Here is a 17,516-nt window from a genome sequence, read left to right as displayed (position 1 = left end):
GGGAATCCGTACGTACGTCAGTCCGTTCCGTACAGCCGGTCGCCCGCGTCGCCGAGGCCGGGGACGATGTATCCGTGCTCGTTCAGCCTTTCGTCGAGCGCGGCCAGGTAGATGTCCACGTCCGGATGGCGCTCCTGCACCGCCTTAACGCCTTCCGGCGCCGCGATGAGGCACATCAGCTTCGTCGGCCGGCAGCCTTTCCGTTTCAGCATGTCGATGGCCGCGCAGGCGGAACCGCCCGTGGCGAGCATCGGATCGATCACGATCAGCTCGCGCTCGGTCACGTCCGATGGCAGGCTGATGTAATACTCGACGGGCTGCAGCGTCTCATGGTCCCGGTAAAGGCCGATATGGCCGACCTTGGCGGAGGGCAGAATTTGCAGGACGCCGTCCACCATGCCGAGCCCCGCCCGCAGGATCGGGATCAGGCCCATCGTTTTCCCGGCGATGCGGCGGCCCATGGCCCGCGCCACCGGCGTATCGACCGGGATGTCCTCCAGCGGAAGATCGCGGGTCAGCTCATACGCCATGAGCATCGCCACTTCGTCCACCAGTTCCCGGAATTGCTTCGTATTCGTGCTTTTGTCTCGGATAATCGTGACCTTATGCTGAATCAGCGGGTGATCGCAAATCACGAGTCGCCCCATGACTCTCCTCCCTTTCTCTCTCCAATCCGGCGGATGACGGCCGGATGAGTCCGTGTGGCTTGCCTCATTATAACATTGTCCGCGGACCGTTGCGCAACCGGGATCGGGAGCGGGGAAAGGTCGACGAATTGCCGCGCGGCAGGGAGGTTGACCGACGCCCGGGTTTCCGTTCGGGATGCAAATCCGCTAAAATGGAAATCGCAGCCTGTTGCTATGTTCGTGACCGCGAATTGAGCGCCACCCCGCCTTCCGAATCGACGGACCGCATATTCCTTTCGATCAGGAGGCACCATTCTTTCGGGTTTGACCCCCTTACCCCTTACGTTCAGGAGGAGAAAACATGAGTGCATTAGGGCAACCGTTTCAATTGAAAAGCCTGGAGCTGAAAAACCGGATCGTCATGAGTCCGATGTGCCAATATTCCGTGGAGGCCGAGGACGGCATCCCGAACGACTGGCATTTCGTGCATTACGTGTCCCGCGCGGTCGGAGGCACGGGCCTCATCATTCTGGAAATGACCGACGTCGAGCCGGACGGACGTATCTCGAACCGGGACCTCGGCCTTTGGTCGGACGAACACGTTCCGGCTTACAGGAGGCTGGTAGACGCGATCCATCGGAACGGCGCCAAAGCCGGCGTGCAGATCGCCCACGCGGGGCGCAAGGCGCTGGATGCCCCGGTGCCCGTCGGACCGGGCGGCGAGCCGTTCGAACCGAACGCCAAGACGCCGCGCGCGATGTCGACCGACGAAGTCTGGGCGATGGTCGGGAAATTCGCCGACGCCGCCCGCCGGGCGGTCGAAGCCGGCTTCGACACGATCGAGCTCCACGGCGCGCACGGATATTTGATCCATCAGTTCCAATCCCCCGGCATCAACAAACGGGACGACGAGTTCGGCAAGGAATTGTCCAAGTTCGGCGTCGAGATCGTTCGGGCGGTGAAAAAGGTGCTGCCGGCAGACATGCCCCTGATCATGCGGACCTCGGCGATCGAATATATGGAGGGCGGCTACGGACTGGACCACGCGCTGGAAATGTGCCGCGCCTACCGCGACGCCGGCGTCGACATGTTCGACGTATCGAGCGGCGGCGAAGGCGGGAAGCCCGGTCCGAAACGGCCGGGCAACTACCCGGGCTACCAGCTGCCGCTGGCGCGAGCCGTGAAGGAGAAGCTGGGCGTGCCGGTCATGTCGGTCGGCATGCTGGACGACCCGGCGCTGGCCGAGCACGCCGTCGCGAGCGGGGACGCGGATCTGGTCGCCATCGGCCGCAGCTTGCTGCGCAATCCGTACTGGGCGATCGACGCCCTGCGCAAGCTGGACGGCAAGGCCGAGCCGGCAAAGCAGTACACGCGGGCATATCTGTAAGGGTGATTCGGCCGGGGATGGGCCGGAGTTGGTCTGGGGTTGGGCCGGGGTTCGGCCGGGGTTCGGCCGGGGTTCGGCCGGGGTTCGGCCGGGGTTGGTCTGGGGTTGGTCCAGGGTTGGTCCAGGTTTGCGAGGAGAACCCGGGCCCTGCCCGATGCTCCATGCAGTGAATGGTTGCGCGGCATGCACGCTGCGTTTAGTGGGAGTGCGGAGTGCAGGGATTTGGGATGAGTTAAGGAACAATCTTTCTTAACTCATGGCTAGAATCCGGTGCTGGGGCGGAGTTAAGAAATTTTCTTTCGTAACTCCTGGCTGGAACCCGGTGTCGGAGCGGAGTTAAGAAATTTTCTTTCTTAACTCCTGACCAAAACCTGGCAAATGGGCGACGTTAAGAAATTTTCTTTCTTAACTCCGGGCTATAACCCTGTGCTGGGGCGGAGTTAAGAAATTTTCTTTCGTAACTCCTGGCCAAAACCTGGCACATGGGCGGAGTTAAGAAATTTTCTTTCGTAACTCCGGGCTAAAACCCGGTGCTGGGGCGGAGTTAAGGAATTTTCTTTCATAACTCCGGGCCAAAACCTGGCACTTGGGCGGCGTTAACAAATTTTCTTTCTTAACTCCTGGCCAGAACCCAGTGTTGGGGCGGAGTTAAGGAACATTCACACTTTCACCTCAAAGATACGGAAAAAACCTCCCCCTAAATTCCACGATTTCAGGCTGTAGGCCGAAAACGGGAATTCTAGAGGGAGGTTTTTATTTTGCGCTAACATTGATTCCCCCCAAATTTAGGGGAGGTTTTCCCATTCATTGCAACCGTCTCGTCTGACGGATCAATACGCCAGGCCCGGATACAGCGGATACTGCGCCGTCAGCTCGCGGACAAGCTCGCGCGCTTTGGCCAGCGTCGCTTCGTCCTTCGAATTTTTCAAAGTCATGGCGATGACCTTGGCGATCGTCTTCATCGCGTCCGCGCCCATGCCGCGGGACGTGACCGCCGGCGTGCCGATGCGGATGCCGCTCGTGACGAACGGGCTCGTCGGATCGAACGGGATCGCGTTCTTGTTGACCGTGATCGCCACGGAATCCAGCACGTGCTCGGCGTCTTTGCCGGTGATGTTCAGGTTGCGGGTATCGACAAGCATCAGGTGGTTGTCCGTGCCTCCCGAGACGAGGTTCAGCCCTTCCGCCAGCAGCGCTTCCGACAGCACCTTGGCGTTGGCGACGACGCTCTTGGCGTAATCTTTGAACGAAGGCTGCAACGCTTCGCCGAGCGCTACCGCTTTAGCGGCGATGATGTGCATGAGCGGGCCGCCCTGGCTGCCCGGGAACACGGCTTTGTCGATCGCCGCGGCCCACGGCTTCTGGCACAGGATCATGCCGCCGCGGGGACCGCGGAGCGTCTTGTGCGTCGTCGTCGTGACGAAATGCGCGTGCGGCACCGGGCTCGGATGCTCGCCGGCCGCGACCAGCCCCGCGATGTGCGCCATGTCGACGAAGAACAGCGCGCCCACGTCGCGGGCGATCTGGCCCATCGCTTCGAAATCGATGATGCGGGGATACGCGCTCGCGCCGGCCACGATCATGCGCGGGCGGTGCTTGAACGCCGCTTTGCGGACTTCGTCGTAGTCGATGGTGAACGTCTGCTCGTTCACGCCGTAAGCGACGAAGTTGTACAGCAGGCCCGAAGCGTTAACCGGGCTGCCGTGGGTCAAATGGCCGCCGTGCGCCAGGTTCATCCCCAGCACGGTGTCGCCCGGCTGCAGCGCCGCTAAGTACACGGCCATGTTCGCCTGCGCCCCCGAGTGCGGCTGCACGTTGGCGTGGTCGGCGCCGAACAGCTCCTTGGCGCGATTGCGCGCGATGTCCTCGGCGATGTCCACGTATTCGCAGCCGCCGTAGTAGCGTTTGCCCGGATAGCCTTCGGCGTATTTGTTCGTCAGCACCGTGCCCATCGCTTCCAGGACGGCGCGGCTGACGATGTTCTCGGACGCGATCAGCTCGATGTTGTCGCGTTGGCGGCCCAACTCCAGGTTCAATGCTTTGACGATTTCGGGATCTTGCTCATGCAATTGGCTCATGACGGTAACCTCCAGATCGATATTGTGGGACGACTCTATTTCGAAAACGGCAAAACGTTCGTGATTCGTTTATTCGCAAGTTCCGCTCGGGGCGTTCTGCTGCGGGAGCTCGTAAACGGCCCTCGCGCCGCCGATCAGCTTCGGCCGGGTGTACGCCGCATTCACGCGGGCTTCCCCGATCCACCGAATCTGCGGCCGGAACGGAACGGCTACGGGACGCAGGTGCATCCCGATCATCGTCTCCCCGATATCCACGCCGGCATGCGCCTGCACGGCCTCCACGAGGCAAGGATCTTTCAGCTGCCGGTAGGCATAAGCGGCCATCGAGCCGCCGGCTTTCGGTACCGGCACCGCGGAAACGACGGTCCAGCCCTTCGCTTCCGCCAGCGCTCGCTCCGCGACCAAAGCCCGGTTCAGATGCTCGCAGCACTGCCACAGCGTTTCGATGCCGATCCGCCGGCGTACCCTTTCCGCTCCTTCGTAGATCTGAGCCGCCGGCGGTTCCGTGCCTGCCGTGCCGATGCGCCGGCCCAGCACCTCGCTCGTGCTGACGCCGAACACGACCAGACTACCGGCGCGAAGGCTGCCGGCTTCGGCGAGCTCGCTTAAAATCCGCTCCACCTGATCGGCAATCCCAACGGAAGCTTCCTCCATTTCCGCCTAACACCTCCCGGACTCGGATGCGGACAAGAAGCGGTTACGGATGCAGCGCTTGTTTATCTTCCAATTCCATGACCTTGCGGATGCGGTTCTGATGCCGTTCTCCTCCGGAGAAAGGCGTTTCCAGCCACACCTTGACGATCTCCTCGGCCAAGCCGGGTCCGATGACCCGCTCCCCCATGGCCAGCACGTTCGTGTCGTTGTGCTCCCGCGTCGCTTTCGCCGAAAACAGATCGTGCACGAGCGCGCATCGGATGCCGGGGGTCTTGTTGGCCGCGATCGACATGCCGATGCCCGTTCCGCAAATGAGGATGCCGCGCTCCGCTTCGCCTTTCACGACCATGTCGCAAACCGGGATCGCATAGTCGGGATAATCGACGGAATCCGCGCAGTCGCAGCCCACGTCGGACACTTCATGGCCGAGCTTGTGCAGCAGCGGAACGATGACGTCTTTCAAACGATAGCCGGCATGATCGGCTCCGATGGCGATTTTCATGGATGAAACCTCCTTGTAACGGTCACCAGGTATTATACCTGAATTCCCCTTGGCCAAACAGTCCGGACGGACGCCGCCGGGCCGAACCCCGGCCTCCCCATTCCTCCTTTGCCCGACGATTTTCTTGCCGAAAAAGACAAAAAAGAGCACGCGCGCATCGTAAGCGCACTGCTCTTCGCCCAGGCGACCGGCCGTCATTCCGATGCTCCCCCGTGGTTCCACCCACTTCGCGTCGCCAGTCACATCGGAACGTTAAGTTGTACGTTCATCATACCCGAGAGGCGGCCAAAAATCAATCACGTTTCCGCCTTGCCCGCGCCGCCCAGCCGTCCGATCACCCGTTTAAGGGCTTCCCGGATTTCGGCCGCGCTTTGCTCGTAAAGGTCTAACGGTCCGCCGTACGGATCGGCGATGTCGAAATCGGGCAGCCGCTTCTGCAGCTCCTCCAGCCGCGCCCGGTCCGAATCGTCCAGCCGCCCGCCCGTCGCCCGCCGGATTTGCCATTCCGTATACAACCTTTCGGCCTCCAGCAAATCCTGACTCAGCTCGTCGTCCAAATACGCGTATTCCTTCAGCGTGTAGGTTTTGTCGGCGGCATCGGGAAAGTGCTGGATGATGGCCCGCTTGTGGGAGGACGTCATGGCCAAAATCAGATCGGCCCAGGCGACGTGCTCGCCGGTCAGCGCTTTGGACGGGCCGGGGACGGGCAGTTTTTTGCGCCGAAGCACTTCCGCGGCATGAGGCGACACGGGAACGCCGTCCATCGCGCCAACCCCGGCCGAACGGATTTCGATCGAAAGGTTCGACTGCCCGGCCAATTCCCGCAGCATGGCTTCGGCCATCGGGCTGCGGCAGGTGTTGCCCGTACATACGAGAAGAACGGTGCGCATGGAATCCCCCCTTCCGTCGTATATACGTTATCTTATCACGTTCGTTCAAAATAGAAACAGCAATCCGAACGCGAACAGGATCGCCCCGCCGAACGCCTCGCCGTAACCGCCCAGGGACCGGCTCACGCGCCGCCCGAGGAGCAGGCCGAGCACGCTCATCAGCCCGCCGAACAAGCCGAACAGCAGGACCGTGAACATCACGGATCCGGAAAACATGCCGAGCGACACCCCGACCGAAAACGAATCGATGCTGACGCTGAGCGAAAAAACGAGCAACCCCCATAAGGTGCGGTGGTCGAACGATCCGACTTGTTCCCCCCGCAAGGAGCTGTAAACCATATGTCCGCCGAGAAGCAGCAGCAGCGCCCCGGCCGCCGACGTCGCCACTCCGCCCAGCAGCCCGCTCACGTATTGTCCCGTCGCCATGCCGGCCAGCGGCATCAGCACGTGGAACAGCGCGATGACGGACCCCAGCTTGAGCACGTCCAGGAGCCGAACTCCCCTCATCCCGATGCCGATGCCGAGCGAGAATGCGTCCATGCCCAGCGCAACCGCCATCAACAGCACGGCGAGCATATGGCCGGCGGCCGCGGACATTTCCAACATAGCTTCCCCTCCCAGAGAAGCCTTGCGGGGGCTGCACGCCTCCGCAAGGCTTCGTAATCCGCCAACGCTCTTTTCTGAGCATATGCGGACAAGACGGGGAACATGACCCTTCCGCGGGTCAAGCCGTAGGCGAGGGGGAGCCGCGGGTGCGGCTCGGCGGCGGAACTCGGACCGGCTGGCGGACGAGGGGGGCGCTTACGCGGTGATCTCCCGGCCTCCGGCTGCTTTGCGCATGCGGTTCATCAAAGCGGCGCCGATGCCGGCTTCCGGAAAACTCTCCGCGAGGATCGTCGCAAGCCCGAGCCGGTCGCATTCGCGCAAAATCGCATAGAGCCGCCGGGCCGCGACCTCGGGCGAAAACCGCGGGCCGCAGTCGAACACTTCGTCCGCCGCGCCTTCATATCGGCTGACATGCTCCGAACAAGAAAGAATGCCCACTCTGCGGCCTTGCCGGCGGGCCTCCGCCGAACGGAGCCGTACGGCTTCGACGAGCCGTTCCGGTTCGTCCCCGGCGATCAGCAGCATTTCGCCCCGGGGGGCGTAATGCGTGTACTTGACGCCGGGGGAGCGCGGCCGGTCGTCATCTTGCGTTGCGGGGGCAGGGGCGCCCCCGCCGGCCGGAGACGCCGTTCCTTCGACCCGGACGGACGGGCCCGCGGCGGCCTGCAGCCGTTCCGGGGTCACGCCGCCCGGCCGCAAAATATGCACGGTGTTCCCAAGCACCCGTACGACCGTGGATTCCAGTCCGACCCCGGTCGAACCTCCGTCCACCACGCCGTCGATGCGGCCTTCCAGATCCTCCAGGACATGCCCGGCGGTCGTCGGACTCGGGCGGCCGGAGCGGTTCGCGCTGGGAGCGGCGAGGGGGCAGCCGGATTCCGCGATTAAGCGGAGCGCGGTATCGTGGTCGGGCATGCGGATCCCCACCGTGTCCAGCCCTGCCGTCACCAGCGGGGACACGGCTCCCGGCTTTACGGGGAGCACCAGCGTCAGCGGCCCGGGCCAGAACGCCGCGATCAGCCGGCGCTCGATCTCGTTCACCCGCTCGGTCAGCGCGGGCAGCGACTCTTCGGACGCTACGTGCACGATCAGCGGATTGTCCGCCGGGCGGCCTTTCGCCTCGAAGATCCGCCGGACGGCGGCGGTGTTCCGGGCGTCGGCTCCCAAGCCGTATACGGTTTCCGTCGGGAAAGCGACGACGCCGCCTGCGGCGAGCGCCGCGGCGGCTTCCTGAAGGCCGGCTTCTTTATCGGCCGCCGGCCAGTATCGGGTCGAGGTCATGGTTTCGCGTTCCATCCTTGCGTCGGCTCCCGTCGGGAATCGTCTTCCCGGGTCGCCGTATTCTGATCTTCGTGGGACATTATAGCATAATTTTCCGCTTCAGCCGTCCTTATGAGAACAGCGACTTCAGAAACTTGCCGAGCTTGCCCAGCAACTCCCCCAGGAAAAACTTCGGCTGCGGTTTCCTGCTGCCGTCCTCCTTGACGCCGATAACGCGAGACGCTTGTCCGCCGGCTTTCCCGCCGGTTTTCTCGGCGACCGCGCCTTTGGACGCTTGGGCGGAAGTCTTTTCCGCGGCAGCACCCCCGGCTTTGCCGCTCGCCTTCTCCGCGGCCGCCTTCTCCGCCGCAGGTTCTTCCGATGCCGTCGCCGCCGTCAGGCACAGAGGCGGAAACAGCACGCACCACCAGTTCGCGCCCGTCCCTCCCCCTAGGGAGATCCGGAGCGCTTCGTATTCTCCGGCCGTATAGGTATGACCTTCGAACGTTTTATCCGGAAAAGGAACCTTGTTCAATTCCACTTTCGCGCCGTAAGGCACGCTCCATTCGGCCAAAGCGGCGTCGGCAACGGCCTGCACATCGTCCAGATGGGAGGCGATGAAGGCGCGGGCTTCGTCATGGCTGCCGGGCATGGGGCCCCAGGAGACGATCTCTCTCTCCACCCGGTCCCGCACGCTCCGCTTCACTTGCTGGTCGAAGTCGGAGTCGGAGTTCGCGAGGATGCGGATGCGGATGGCATCCGCCGGAATGATATCCCCTTCGTCTTCGAAAGCGGACGCCGTCTTGCCGTTAACGGCCGACAAACCGGCGATCAGGATCAAATAAGCCAGAAACAGCTTGGTCAGTCGAGCGAAAGAAAACCGATAGGAAAGGAAGAAAGGAAAATGATGGCCGAGACGCCGCATAGGGATCTTCTCCTTGTCGCACCCGTCGGCGCGCTATGCGTTCCGGAACGTCTTAGCCATCAGTATGTCCACTCGGCGAATCTATAAACCTAGCAATTTACCTATTCGGTTCGACATGACGGAAACTCGGCCCGTCAATCGCATGCGCCCGCGACGGATTTGCCGCACCGCGCGGTCTCGTCCCGTATCCGGAAACGGCACGCTTATCGAACCGCCAGCACATGCCGGCGGATGCCGGCATAATCCTGGACATACCGGATTTCGGCCCATTCGGCAGCCGCCCGAAGCAGCTCCGCGACGTCCTCCGCTTGGCCCGCGCCGACTTCCCAGGCGACGACCCGGGGGAGCCGAGGCAGCTGCCCCAATTGGCCCGCCATCCGGCGGTAGGGCGCCAGCCCGTCGTCTCCGCCGTCCAGCGCGAGCCGAGGCTCGTAATCCCGGACTTCCCGCTGCAGGCCGGCCAGCTCGTCCGTCCGGATATACGGAGGGTTGGACACGAGGATGTCGATGGGCTCGCCGCCGGCCGCCGCCAAGAACGGCTCCAGCAGGTCTCCCCGCACGAATCGAATCCGTTCGCCCGCGCCCAATCGTTCCGCGTTCCGCCCGGCCAAGGCCAGCGCGTCCGCGGACAAATCGCTGGCCGTCACCCGCCAGGCCGGCCTCTCCGCCGCCAGCGTCACGGCCAAGGCGCCGCTCCCGGTGCCCACGTCCAGCACGTGCGGCACCGCCCCGGACGTTCGGCCAGCCTCCATGCGTTCGGTCCTGCCGCTTGCTCCGGAGGCGTGCGGCCACAGCCGATCACCGGCCGCCAGCACCGCTTCCGCCAGCAGCTCAGTCTCCGGCCGCGGAATGAGCACGGCGGGACTCACCTCGAACTCCCGTCCGAAGAAGCCCTGCGATCCGACGATATACTGCACCGGCTCCCCCGAAGCGCGGCGCCGCAGCATGGTCTCCCAAGCCGCCGCAAGCTCCGCGTCACCCGGCCAAGGCTCGCGCCAGTCGCGCAGCAGCTCCGCTTTGCTCTTGCCCAGCAAATGCAAAAGAAGAAGCTCCGCGTCCGCGGCCGCTTCTTCGATCCCCGCCCGTTCCAAACTCGCCGTTCCTTGATTCCAAGCGTCCCGGAGCGTCGCCGCTCCCGACCCGTTTCGATTCAACGCGGGCGCCTCCTGCCATTTTCCGATTGCCGCGATTCGATCCGCAGCCAAACCCATACGAGCCTTACGCGTTACCCGATGTTCTCGCGCGCCAGCATTTCCGTCTGTTCGGCCAGCGTCAGCGACTGCACGATTTCCTCCATGTCGCCGTTCAGCACGGCGTCCAGCCGATGCAGGGTCAGCCCGATCCGATGGTCGGTGACCCGGCTCTGCGGGAAATTGTACGTGCGGATCCGCTCGCTGCGGTCGCCGGTCCCGACTTTCTCGCGGCGCTCGCCGGCGTATTTGGCTTCTTCTTCCTGCAGTTTCATGTCCATGATCCGGGCGCGCAGCACCTGCAGCGCCTTGGCCTTGTTGTCGTTCTGCGATTTGCCGTCCTGGCACGTCGCGACGATGCCGGTCGGAATGTGCGTCACCCGCACGGCCGATTTGGTCGTATTGACCGACTGGCCGCCGGCGCCGCTGGAGCAGAACGTATCCACGCGGATGTCCTTGTCGAGAATCTCGATGTCGACTTCCTCCGCCTCGGGCATGACGACGACGGTGGACGTGGACGTATGGATCCGCCCGCCGGATTCCGTCTCCGGCACCCGCTGCACGCGGTGCGCCCCGCTCTCGTACTTCAGCTTGCGGTAGGCGTCCGGGCCGCTGACCGAGAAGATCACTTCCTTGAAGCCGCCGAGATCGCTGACGTTCGCTTCCAGCATCTCGATGCGCCAGCCCTGGCTGTCCGCGTATTTGGCGTACATCCGGTACAGGTCGGCCGCGAACAAGTTCGCTTCTTCTCCGCCCGCTGCGCCCCGGATTTCCACGATGACGTTCTTGCCGTCGTTGGGGTCCTTGGGCAGCAGCAGGATGCGGATCCGGTCCTCGAGCTCCGTCTTCCGTTCTTCCAGCTCGCCGATTTCCATTTTGACCATCTCGCGCATTTCGTCGTCCAGCTTCTCTTCGAGCATCGCTTTGGCGCCTGCCAGCTGGTCCAGCACCGATTTATATTCCGTATAGCCCTGGTACGCTTCCTCCAGGCCCGCTTGTTCTTTGGCATACGCGCGCAGCCGAGCGGCATCGTTCACCACGTCGGGGTCGCACAGCAGCTCGCTCAGTTTCTCGTAGCGATCCGCCAACGCTTGCAGACGGTCCAGCACCTCTCCTCAACCTCCGTTAGTTTGCCGATCTCTTAGGAAAGACGCGGCTGTTGCACACTCTATTATAGCACACCGCCGCAAGTCCGGTGCGAGCTGCCGTTTTACCGCGCGCTCCAGTGGAGGCGTCATCGTTCGAGCGCGCCGTCCGGACCGTTCAGCGGCAGCTCGAGGCCGAACGCAAAACGTCCCGACTCGTGGGTGAACGCGTCAGCGCGAAAGAAAATAAAGCTTCAACGCCATCGCCGCAAAATGGTAAGATCTCTTTAAAAAAGAAAGGCGGAACGGACATGGCCTACACGTTCGCGATCGAACCGGAATCGTACGCGGAATTCGAAAACGAGGCGGCGCAGCTCGAGAAATGCAAAGAATGGGGACTGCTCTCCGAGAAAGCGGCGAAAGCGAAAACGTTCCTCTACAAAGGCAACCGCATGTTGTTGACCTGCAGCATCGTCGGATATGTCGATCCGGTCACGGCGGTCATCGCGTTCGAGAACGGGCAGAAGCACTGCATCCATCCCTCCTACCTGAAGGAGATGCAATCGTCCGCCTTCAACCAGCGGTCAGCCGCCGCTTCGGACGAGCCTGCGGAGACGGAAGCTCCGGCCGCCGCGGAGGAGCCGGAGGTCGTGAAGGCGGCGGTCGAGACGGACGCTCCAACGACCGAAGCTCCCTCGGCGAAAGAGCCGCCGAAAGCCAAAGAGAAGAAAGGCCGCGCGCCCAAGCTCGAGCTGCCCGAGGATAAAGTCGGCATGATCGGGACCGTCAAGGAATTCACGACCGTGCCTAACCCCTTCACGGAAACGGAAGACGAGGTCGTCATTTATGAATCCGTCGCGATCGTCGATCCGGCAATCGAGGTCGGGGAAGCCTGGTCCAGCCACAGCGCCACGCTGAAGAAGCTGGAGCTGGCCGTCGGGGACACGATCGAGTTCGAAGCGAAGATCATCGCCAAGAAGCTGTCGAAGCATCCGGTGCCTTACAAAATCAACAATCCGTCGAAAATCCAAAAACGGCAAAACCCCGGCGGCTAGGGCCGGGGTTTCGGCGGGGTTCGCGCGTGCGGACAAGATGGAAAAAGCGGCCCGAAGGCCGCTCGTCTCGCCGTGACTTATACTTTTTATTTTTGCTCCGCCTTCACTTCGTCCAGTACGACGATCGTGTCGATCGGAGACTGCGGCGGGATGCTCTTCGTCACGACCGGGCCGTAGTAGGCGCGGATTTTCATGCCTTTCTTCAGGTCCGACCACTCGAGGGATTGGCCCTGCGCGTTGACGATCGCCGACTCCTTGCCCGCGTTCAGCACCAGGTCCGGCTTATAGGCGGCGCCTTCGCCCGATCCGAAAGATACCCGGACGCCTTCGTCGGTGACGTTGACGTCGCCGACGGCTTCTTCCCGAATGAACCGTTGCGTGCCGACGGTGATTTTGTTCGCGTACGCTTGGGGCGGGAAGCTCAAGGCAACGGCCGGGCCGTACTCGACGGTAATGCGCTGCCCTTCCTTCAAATCGTCAAGCTTCCGCTTTTCGCCGTTTTCGTCCGCGATTTCGGATTTGCCGTCTGCCTTGAACATGATCCAGTTGCCGGCTCCTTGCGACCTGCCGAGGAACTCGATCGTCACGCTGCCGTCCTCGTCCTTCTTGATGCTAGCGATAATGCCGGACGCCAGGGCGAAATCGGCTTCGTCTTCGAGGATGATCTGCTTGCCCCCTTCCCCTTCGCTCCACGTCAGCCGGTATCCGAGCGCATCCGCGGCTTCCCGCGCCGGCAAGTACGCCTTGCCGTCGATGAACACGGGCTGAATGCCGGTCTCGGTTCCGTCTATGGATACGACCACGTCTTTGCGGAGCAACCCGCTCACTTTGGAAGTCAGTCCGGAAGCGTTCGCCGCCGCCGAAGTCGCCAGCAGTCCCGCCGCCGTAACCAAAAGAATCGCCGTCTTCCGTTTCATGCTGCCCTGCACCCTTTCCATTGGCGAAATCCGCCAGTTTTGATCAACCCTACTGACGGCAAGGGGTCTAGAAAGGTTGCGGAGGACGAAAACTTGAGCCCGAATACCTAGGCGCAGACTGCGATGCGCAGCCGAAACGACTGGCTATCACCGATCCTCGTGAACGAGGGATCACCCGTTGCATGCAAGAACGACTTCGTCGTCCGTAAGAAACAAAGGGGGAGGGGCTAAGTGCTAAAATACAACTACCTGTCATATTCTGCCCCTGTATTGGCGTACAAAGAGCCGAAATGCATTTATTTCAGGCCCATCCTCCATTTTTCCGCGAGACGGGCCCGGCTAATTGCATTTTGGCCTTTAGTCATCTCATTTTGCGGGAAAGCAGAAAAAACAACTGCATTTTAGCCCTTAGCCCTTGCCTTTGGAGATCGCGCTTCACCAACGATTCTCCTTCTAAACGAAAAAGCGGCCCGAAGGCCGCTTCAGCGCCCGCGAGCGCGTGAAACCGAATTATACGTTAAAGCGGAAGTGCATGACGTCTCCGTCCGCCACGACGTAGTCTTTGCCCTCGAGGCGAAGCAGCCCTTTTTCCCGGGCGGCGTTCATCGAACCCGAATTTACCAGGTCCTCGTAGGAAACCACCTCCGCGCGGATGAAACCCCGTTCGAAATCCGTATGGATGACGGCGGCCGCCTGCGGGGCTTTCGTGCCTTTGCGGATCGTCCATGCCCGTACCTCCTGCACGCCCGCGGTGAAGTAGGTATACAGGCCGAGCAGCTTGTAGGCGGCGCGGATCAAGCGGTCCAGGCCGGACTCCTGCAGCCCGAGCTCCTCGAGGAACATCGCTTTGTCCTCGCCTTCCAGCTCGGCGATCTCGCTCTCGACCTTGGCGCTGATCGGCACCACTTCGGAGCCTTCGGCAGCCGCGAATTCCCGCACGCGCTGCACGAACTCGTTGCCGTCCGCGTTCGCCGCCTCGCTCTCGCTGACGTTGGCCGCGTACAGCACCGGTTTGATCGTGAGCAAATGGAGATCCCGCACCAGCAGCTTCTCTTCGTCCGTCAGCTCGACGCTGCGGGCCGGCTTCTCGTCCTGCAGCGCCTTCTGGATCCGTTCGAGCGCCTCGAGCTCGACGGCGAATTTCTTGTCGCCGCCCTTCATGTTCTTCCGCGTGCGGTCGATCCGCTTCTCCACGGTGTCCATGTCGGCCAGGATCAGCTCCAGGTTGATGACCTCGATGTCGCGGATCGGATCGACTTTGCCCGAGACGTGGGTGATATTCTCGTCCTGGAAGCAGCGGACGACGTGCACGATGGCGTCGACCTCGCGGATGTTGGCCAGGAACTTGTTGCCCAGCCCTTCGCCGCGGCTCGCGCCCTTCACCAGGCCGGCGATGTCGACGAATTCGAACGCGGTCGGAACGATGCGGTTCGGGTTCACGATATCGGCCAGCTTCTGCAGCCGCTCGTCCGGTACCTCCACGACGCCGACGTTCGGGTCGATCGTGCAAAACGGATAATTGGCGGACTCGGCGCCCGCCTGCGTGATCGCGTTAAACAAAGTCGATTTGCCCACGTTCGGCAAGCCGACGATTCCACACGACAGAGCCATCGGTTGGACCACTCCTCTATAATTCTCAGCACATTATAACGGAAGCGGCCGGGTACGTCCACAAGCGGCGGGAGACCGTCAATCGAACTGGGCCGATCCGGTATCGAGCTCCGACGGATCCAGCTCCGGCGCTTCCTTCGCCGCTTCAGGGACGGTCACGGGAGCCGCGGCGTTGATCTTGGCGTAGCTGCCGCTGAAGGATTGCGTCAGCGTGGAAGGTTTGCCCGCCTCGTATTCCACCGTCATGACGGAATCGATGCGGTAGGAAGTCGGCAGATGGCTGGCAGGATCCAGCTCCACGTCGACGTTCAGGCTGGACAGCTTGATGCTGTCCCGGATTTTCGGATCCATGCCCGAAAGGTCGAGCGTGCTTTCCAGCACGGTATCCAGGAACGCCTTCGCTTCGGATCCGTTGCCCGAAAAAGCGATTTTATCCCCGTCCGCCGCTTCCTCCGACTTGAGGCCGCCGCCCAGCGCAGCGACCGCGGCGAGCGCTTTGCCGGGGTCGACTTGAAAGTCGGAAAGCGTCTTGGCGATCTCTGCCGTCTGCTCCTTCGGGGTTTTGCTCCATTCCTCGAACTCGGGATCGTACATGTAATAGGCGTCAGGAACGAGAATGGCCCGGATGGAATAGGCTTGGCCGTCCGTTACGCTGCTCACCTGCTGGTCCAGCTTCAGCGGGCCCAGCTCCGCGCGGCCTTCCATGTCCACGCTGACGTCGGAATCGTTCGCGGCCGTACCGGTTTTCAATTTCTGGGTCATCCGCAGTTTGAATTCGTAATTTTTCATGGTTTTCGCGGCTTCCCGGGCCTGGGCCAGCAGTTCCCGCGCATCCGCTTGCCCCGGCTGGGCGGATGCCGACGGGGACGCGATCGGAGAGGAAGCCGATGCCGGTGAAGAGACTGGCGAATCCGGCGAGCTGCAGGCAGCCGCCGTCAGAACCGAACCCGCCAATACGGCGGCAACGAGCAGCCGACGGACGGCGGAACTTCTGTCATGCGGATTTTGGAATTTCATCATTTTTACCCCCAACGGATATCAAGGTGAACGTTCACGCACAATAGACTCACGCATTCCCGAACGAGGAGGAGAACCCCGTGGAAAACCTTACGCATAAAGGCAACTACAAAGGCACGACGAACATGAAAGCGGAAAATCAGGACATGGCCTTCGTCAACGACACCATCGAGCGGACGAAGTCCGTCGCCCCGGTGCCCACCAAGCCGAAAAAGTCCGACTGACCGGTCGCATCTTTACCCATTCCCGCGCGAGTTCCTCTAAAGTAACATACCGGTTTCGCCTGGGCAAATCGTTTGGAAACCGCTAAATCGGCATAAATAAGCCGTCTCCGCGCCTCAGGCCGCGGGACGGCTTATTTTCTTGTTATCCGGCTCAGAGCGGGACGCCTTTGCCTTTGATCCACGCGTTGTTGTCGTAACCGCGTTCTTCCCAATAGCCGATATGTTCCTCCGAAATCAGCTCGATCCGGCTCAGCCACTTGACCGATTTGTAAGCGTACATGCGAGGCACGACGAGCCGCACCGGGCCGCCGTAATCCCGCGGGATCGGCTTGCCGTCGTGCAGGACGGCCACCAGGACGTCGTCCATGCGGGCCTGCTCCAAGGAAAGGGCATCCGTGTAGACCCCATCCCCGGAATAGAACTTGACCCAGGTCGCCTCTTTCTTGACGCCGGCCTCGTCCAACAGCTTCGACAGCGGAATGCCTTCCCACGTGTTGCGGTACACCGACCAGCCGGTCACGCAATGGAAGTCGCTGACTTGCACCGTGCGGGGGATTTTCAGAAACTGCTCCCAGTTCCAGACGGCCGGCTTCTCGACAAGACCGTCCAGTCGGAAAGACCACATGTCCGAGGTGAAAGTCGGCAGCCGGGTGACCGAGTACACTTCGAAACGTCCCTCGGCCCCTCCCCCGACGACCCGGACGGAATCCGGAAGCGGCTCCGGGGCCGGAAGCATCCGGTTCGGATCGGAATCCGCCTCGACCTCCCCCATGCCCGATCGCGCGGGAGACGCCCCGGGAACGGAGCCGAGCCAGCGGAAAAACGGAGGAAGCACCGTAACCGCCAGCGCCGCGCCCAGCGAGACTTTCAGAAACTGCCGGCGGTTCAGCCACGGCCCCGGAACGGAAGGACCCGTCTCCTGCGGGACTAGAGACGCCTTTCCTGCCGCCTCCGCGACTGTAGGAGCGCCTCCCGCCGTCTCTCGCGCGAAGGCTGAAGCGCCCCCCGCCGTCTCCTCCCTTCCGGTCCGAACCGCTCGGCGTTCGGGCTGCTTCATCCATTTCAAACGCGTGACCGAATGATAGAGGATATAAGGCAAACCGACGTACGTGAGCAGCTGGTGGATCAGCCTCGCATTGTTCCCCCACCTGGGCGGAAAATGGCGCAGCTGCCACAGTACGATCCCGGACGCGAGCCAACCGATCAGCAAAACAAGGACGAACGCCAAGTTGCCTTTTTGCCGGGTTCGCTGCCGGATCTGCTTGAGGTGGCGTCTCGCGAGCGGAACGTACGATAAAATCAGGACGCCCGACAGAAGGCCAACCGCCGTATGCAGCTGCCGGATCCAAATCCGGATCTCTCCCCACTCGCGCACGAGTCCCCAGGCCAGCAGCAATCCGCTCGCGGACAGCGCCGCCGTTACCCAGGCGTTCCACCGATGCAGCTCGGCGAGCTGTTTTCCGAAGCCCGGTTTTTTCCGATTCATGCC

Annotated in this window: 17 protein-coding genes and 1 riboswitch; of the genes, 3 read left to right on the top strand and 14 right to left on the bottom strand. The window is 62.2% G+C overall.

The genetic code is table 11. From position 1 onward, the window contains the following. Positions 1–17: 17 nt before the first annotated feature. Entirely contained in the window at positions 18–647 is a 630-nt protein-coding gene (gene upp, locus PTZ19_RS07435; RefSeq protein WP_276353466.1) for a uracil phosphoribosyltransferase, read from the bottom strand. Positions 648–987: 340 nt separating this feature from the next. On the opposite strand from upp, the gene PTZ19_RS07430 reads away from it, so the two are divergent. Then, positions 988–2,013: an NADH:flavin oxidoreductase/NADH oxidase gene (locus PTZ19_RS07430; RefSeq protein ID WP_276353465.1), complete on the top strand. Its 1,026-nt coding sequence runs from the start codon at positions 988–990 to the stop codon at positions 2,011–2,013. Positions 2,014–2,843: 830 nt separating this feature from the next. Here the strand turns inward: PTZ19_RS07430 and PTZ19_RS07425 are convergent. The 9 genes from PTZ19_RS07425 to prfA all read right to left on the bottom strand — a co-directional run bounded on the left by PTZ19_RS07425 (position 2,844) and on the right by prfA (position 11,227). After that, positions 2,844–4,091, bottom strand: a complete 1,248-nt coding sequence (locus PTZ19_RS07425) for a serine hydroxymethyltransferase (protein WP_276353464.1) — start codon at positions 4,089–4,091, stop codon at positions 2,844–2,846. A 69-nt stretch (positions 4,092–4,160) separates the two neighbouring features. Next, entirely contained in the window at positions 4,161–4,745 is a 585-nt protein-coding gene (locus tag PTZ19_RS07420; protein WP_276353463.1) for a TIGR01440 family protein, read from the bottom strand. A 43-nt stretch (positions 4,746–4,788) separates the two neighbouring features. Then, positions 4,789–5,247: a ribose 5-phosphate isomerase B gene (rpiB, locus tag PTZ19_RS07415; protein ID WP_276353461.1), complete on the bottom strand. Its 459-nt coding sequence runs from the start codon at positions 5,245–5,247 to the stop codon at positions 4,789–4,791. A 170-nt stretch (positions 5,248–5,417) separates the two neighbouring features. After that, positions 5,418–5,500: riboswitch (ZMP/ZTP riboswitch) on the bottom strand. A gap of 43 nt (positions 5,501–5,543) precedes the next feature. Then, on the bottom strand, positions 5,544–6,137 hold the full coding sequence (locus tag PTZ19_RS07410; protein WP_276353458.1) for a low molecular weight protein arginine phosphatase: 594 nt from the start codon (positions 6,135–6,137) through the stop codon (positions 5,544–5,546). A 45-nt stretch (positions 6,138–6,182) separates the two neighbouring features. After that, the gene (locus PTZ19_RS07405) at positions 6,183–6,743 is read right to left on the bottom strand and encodes a manganese efflux pump MntP (RefSeq protein ID WP_276353457.1); all 561 of its coding nucleotides are present in this window, start codon (positions 6,741–6,743) and stop codon (positions 6,183–6,185) included. A 195-nt stretch (positions 6,744–6,938) separates the two neighbouring features. Next, on the bottom strand, positions 6,939–8,039 hold the full coding sequence (locus tag PTZ19_RS07400) for an L-threonylcarbamoyladenylate synthase (RefSeq protein ID WP_276353456.1): 1,101 nt from the start codon (positions 8,037–8,039) through the stop codon (positions 6,939–6,941). Between the two features lie 94 nt (positions 8,040–8,133). Continuing rightward, complete coding sequence (locus tag PTZ19_RS07395) at positions 8,134–8,928, bottom strand: stage II sporulation protein R (RefSeq protein WP_276353455.1); 795 nt, start codon at positions 8,926–8,928, stop codon at positions 8,134–8,136. Positions 8,929–9,131: 203 nt separating this feature from the next. Continuing rightward, positions 9,132–10,082 (bottom strand): peptide chain release factor N(5)-glutamine methyltransferase, encoded by a 951-nt coding sequence (prmC, locus tag PTZ19_RS07390; protein ID WP_276353454.1) that lies wholly within the window; start codon positions 10,080–10,082, stop codon positions 9,132–9,134. Between the two features lie 71 nt (positions 10,083–10,153). Further along, positions 10,154–11,227 carry a peptide chain release factor 1 gene (prfA, locus tag PTZ19_RS07385; protein WP_276353453.1) on the bottom strand — a complete coding sequence of 358 codons (1,074 nt, stop codon included), beginning with the start codon at positions 11,225–11,227 and terminating at the stop codon, positions 10,154–10,156. A 287-nt stretch (positions 11,228–11,514) separates the two neighbouring features. Between prfA and PTZ19_RS07380 the strand changes: the two genes are divergently transcribed. Then, positions 11,515–12,258 (top strand): hypothetical protein, encoded by a 744-nt coding sequence (locus PTZ19_RS07380; RefSeq protein WP_276353452.1) that lies wholly within the window; start codon positions 11,515–11,517, stop codon positions 12,256–12,258. Between the two features lie 86 nt (positions 12,259–12,344). On the opposite strand, the gene PTZ19_RS07375 is transcribed toward PTZ19_RS07380, so the two are convergent. The 3 genes from PTZ19_RS07375 to PTZ19_RS07365 form a co-directional block, all read right to left on the bottom strand. Further along, positions 12,345–13,175 (bottom strand): hypothetical protein, encoded by an 831-nt coding sequence (locus PTZ19_RS07375; protein WP_276353451.1) that lies wholly within the window; start codon positions 13,173–13,175, stop codon positions 12,345–12,347. 510 nt (positions 13,176–13,685) lie between these two features. Further along, entirely contained in the window at positions 13,686–14,786 is a 1,101-nt protein-coding gene (gene ychF / locus PTZ19_RS07370) for a redox-regulated ATPase YchF (protein ID WP_276353450.1), read from the bottom strand. A 78-nt stretch (positions 14,787–14,864) separates the two neighbouring features. Continuing rightward, entirely contained in the window at positions 14,865–15,803 is a 939-nt protein-coding gene (locus PTZ19_RS07365) for a DUF6612 family protein (RefSeq protein WP_276353449.1), read from the bottom strand. Between the two features lie 80 nt (positions 15,804–15,883). Here PTZ19_RS07365 and PTZ19_RS07360 point away from each other — a divergent pair, with 80 nt between their 5' ends. After that, positions 15,884–16,027 carry a hypothetical protein gene (locus tag PTZ19_RS07360; protein ID WP_276353448.1) on the top strand — a complete coding sequence of 48 codons (144 nt, stop codon included), beginning with the start codon at positions 15,884–15,886 and terminating at the stop codon, positions 16,025–16,027. A 151-nt stretch (positions 16,028–16,178) separates the two neighbouring features. Here PTZ19_RS07360 and PTZ19_RS07355 read toward each other — a convergent pair whose 3' ends face one another. Then, a complete protein-coding gene (locus tag PTZ19_RS07355) occupies positions 16,179–17,513 on the bottom strand; it encodes a molybdopterin-dependent oxidoreductase (RefSeq protein ID WP_276353447.1) in 1,335 nt (444 codons plus the stop codon). Between the last annotated feature and the right edge of the window lie 3 nt (positions 17,514–17,516).

The organism is Cohnella caldifontis, assembly GCF_029360585.1.
Lineage (GTDB): Bacteria > Bacillota > Bacilli > Paenibacillales > Paenibacillaceae > Cohnella > Cohnella caldifontis.
This window is presented reverse-complemented; position numbering and strand designations above follow the sequence as displayed.

Excerpts from the sequence above, each read along its gene's own strand:
- upp (WP_276353466.1), bottom strand. The coding sequence starts at position 647 with ATGGGGCGACTCGTGATTTGCGATCACCCGCTGATTCAGCATAAGGTC.
- PTZ19_RS07430 (WP_276353465.1), top strand. The coding sequence starts at position 988 with ATGAGTGCATTAGGGCAACCGTTTCAATTGAAAAGCCTGGAGCTGAAA.
- PTZ19_RS07425 (WP_276353464.1), bottom strand. The coding sequence starts at position 4,091 with ATGAGCCAATTGCATGAGCAAGATCCCGAAATCGTCAAAGCATTGAAC.
- PTZ19_RS07420 (WP_276353463.1), bottom strand. The coding sequence starts at position 4,745 with ATGGAGGAAGCTTCCGTTGGGATTGCCGATCAGGTGGAGCGGATTTTA.
- rpiB (WP_276353461.1), bottom strand. The coding sequence starts at position 5,247 with ATGAAAATCGCCATCGGAGCCGATCATGCCGGCTATCGTTTGAAAGAC.
- PTZ19_RS07410 (WP_276353458.1), bottom strand. The coding sequence starts at position 6,137 with ATGCGCACCGTTCTTCTCGTATGTACGGGCAACACCTGCCGCAGCCCG.
- PTZ19_RS07405 (WP_276353457.1), bottom strand. The coding sequence starts at position 6,743 with ATGTTGGAAATGTCCGCGGCCGCCGGCCATATGCTCGCCGTGCTGTTG.
- PTZ19_RS07400 (WP_276353456.1), bottom strand. The coding sequence starts at position 8,039 with ATGGAACGCGAAACCATGACCTCGACCCGATACTGGCCGGCGGCCGAT.
- PTZ19_RS07395 (WP_276353455.1), bottom strand. The coding sequence starts at position 8,928 with ATGCGGCGTCTCGGCCATCATTTTCCTTTCTTCCTTTCCTATCGGTTT.
- PTZ19_RS07380 (WP_276353452.1), top strand. The coding sequence starts at position 11,515 with ATGGCCTACACGTTCGCGATCGAACCGGAATCGTACGCGGAATTCGAA.
- PTZ19_RS07375 (WP_276353451.1), bottom strand. The coding sequence starts at position 13,175 with ATGAAACGGAAGACGGCGATTCTTTTGGTTACGGCGGCGGGACTGCTG.
- ychF (WP_276353450.1), bottom strand. The coding sequence starts at position 14,786 with ATGGCTCTGTCGTGTGGAATCGTCGGCTTGCCGAACGTGGGCAAATCG.
- PTZ19_RS07365 (WP_276353449.1), bottom strand. The coding sequence starts at position 15,803 with ATGAAATTCCAAAATCCGCATGACAGAAGTTCCGCCGTCCGTCGGCTG.
- PTZ19_RS07355 (WP_276353447.1), bottom strand. The coding sequence starts at position 17,513 with ATGAATCGGAAAAAACCGGGCTTCGGAAAACAGCTCGCCGAGCTGCAT.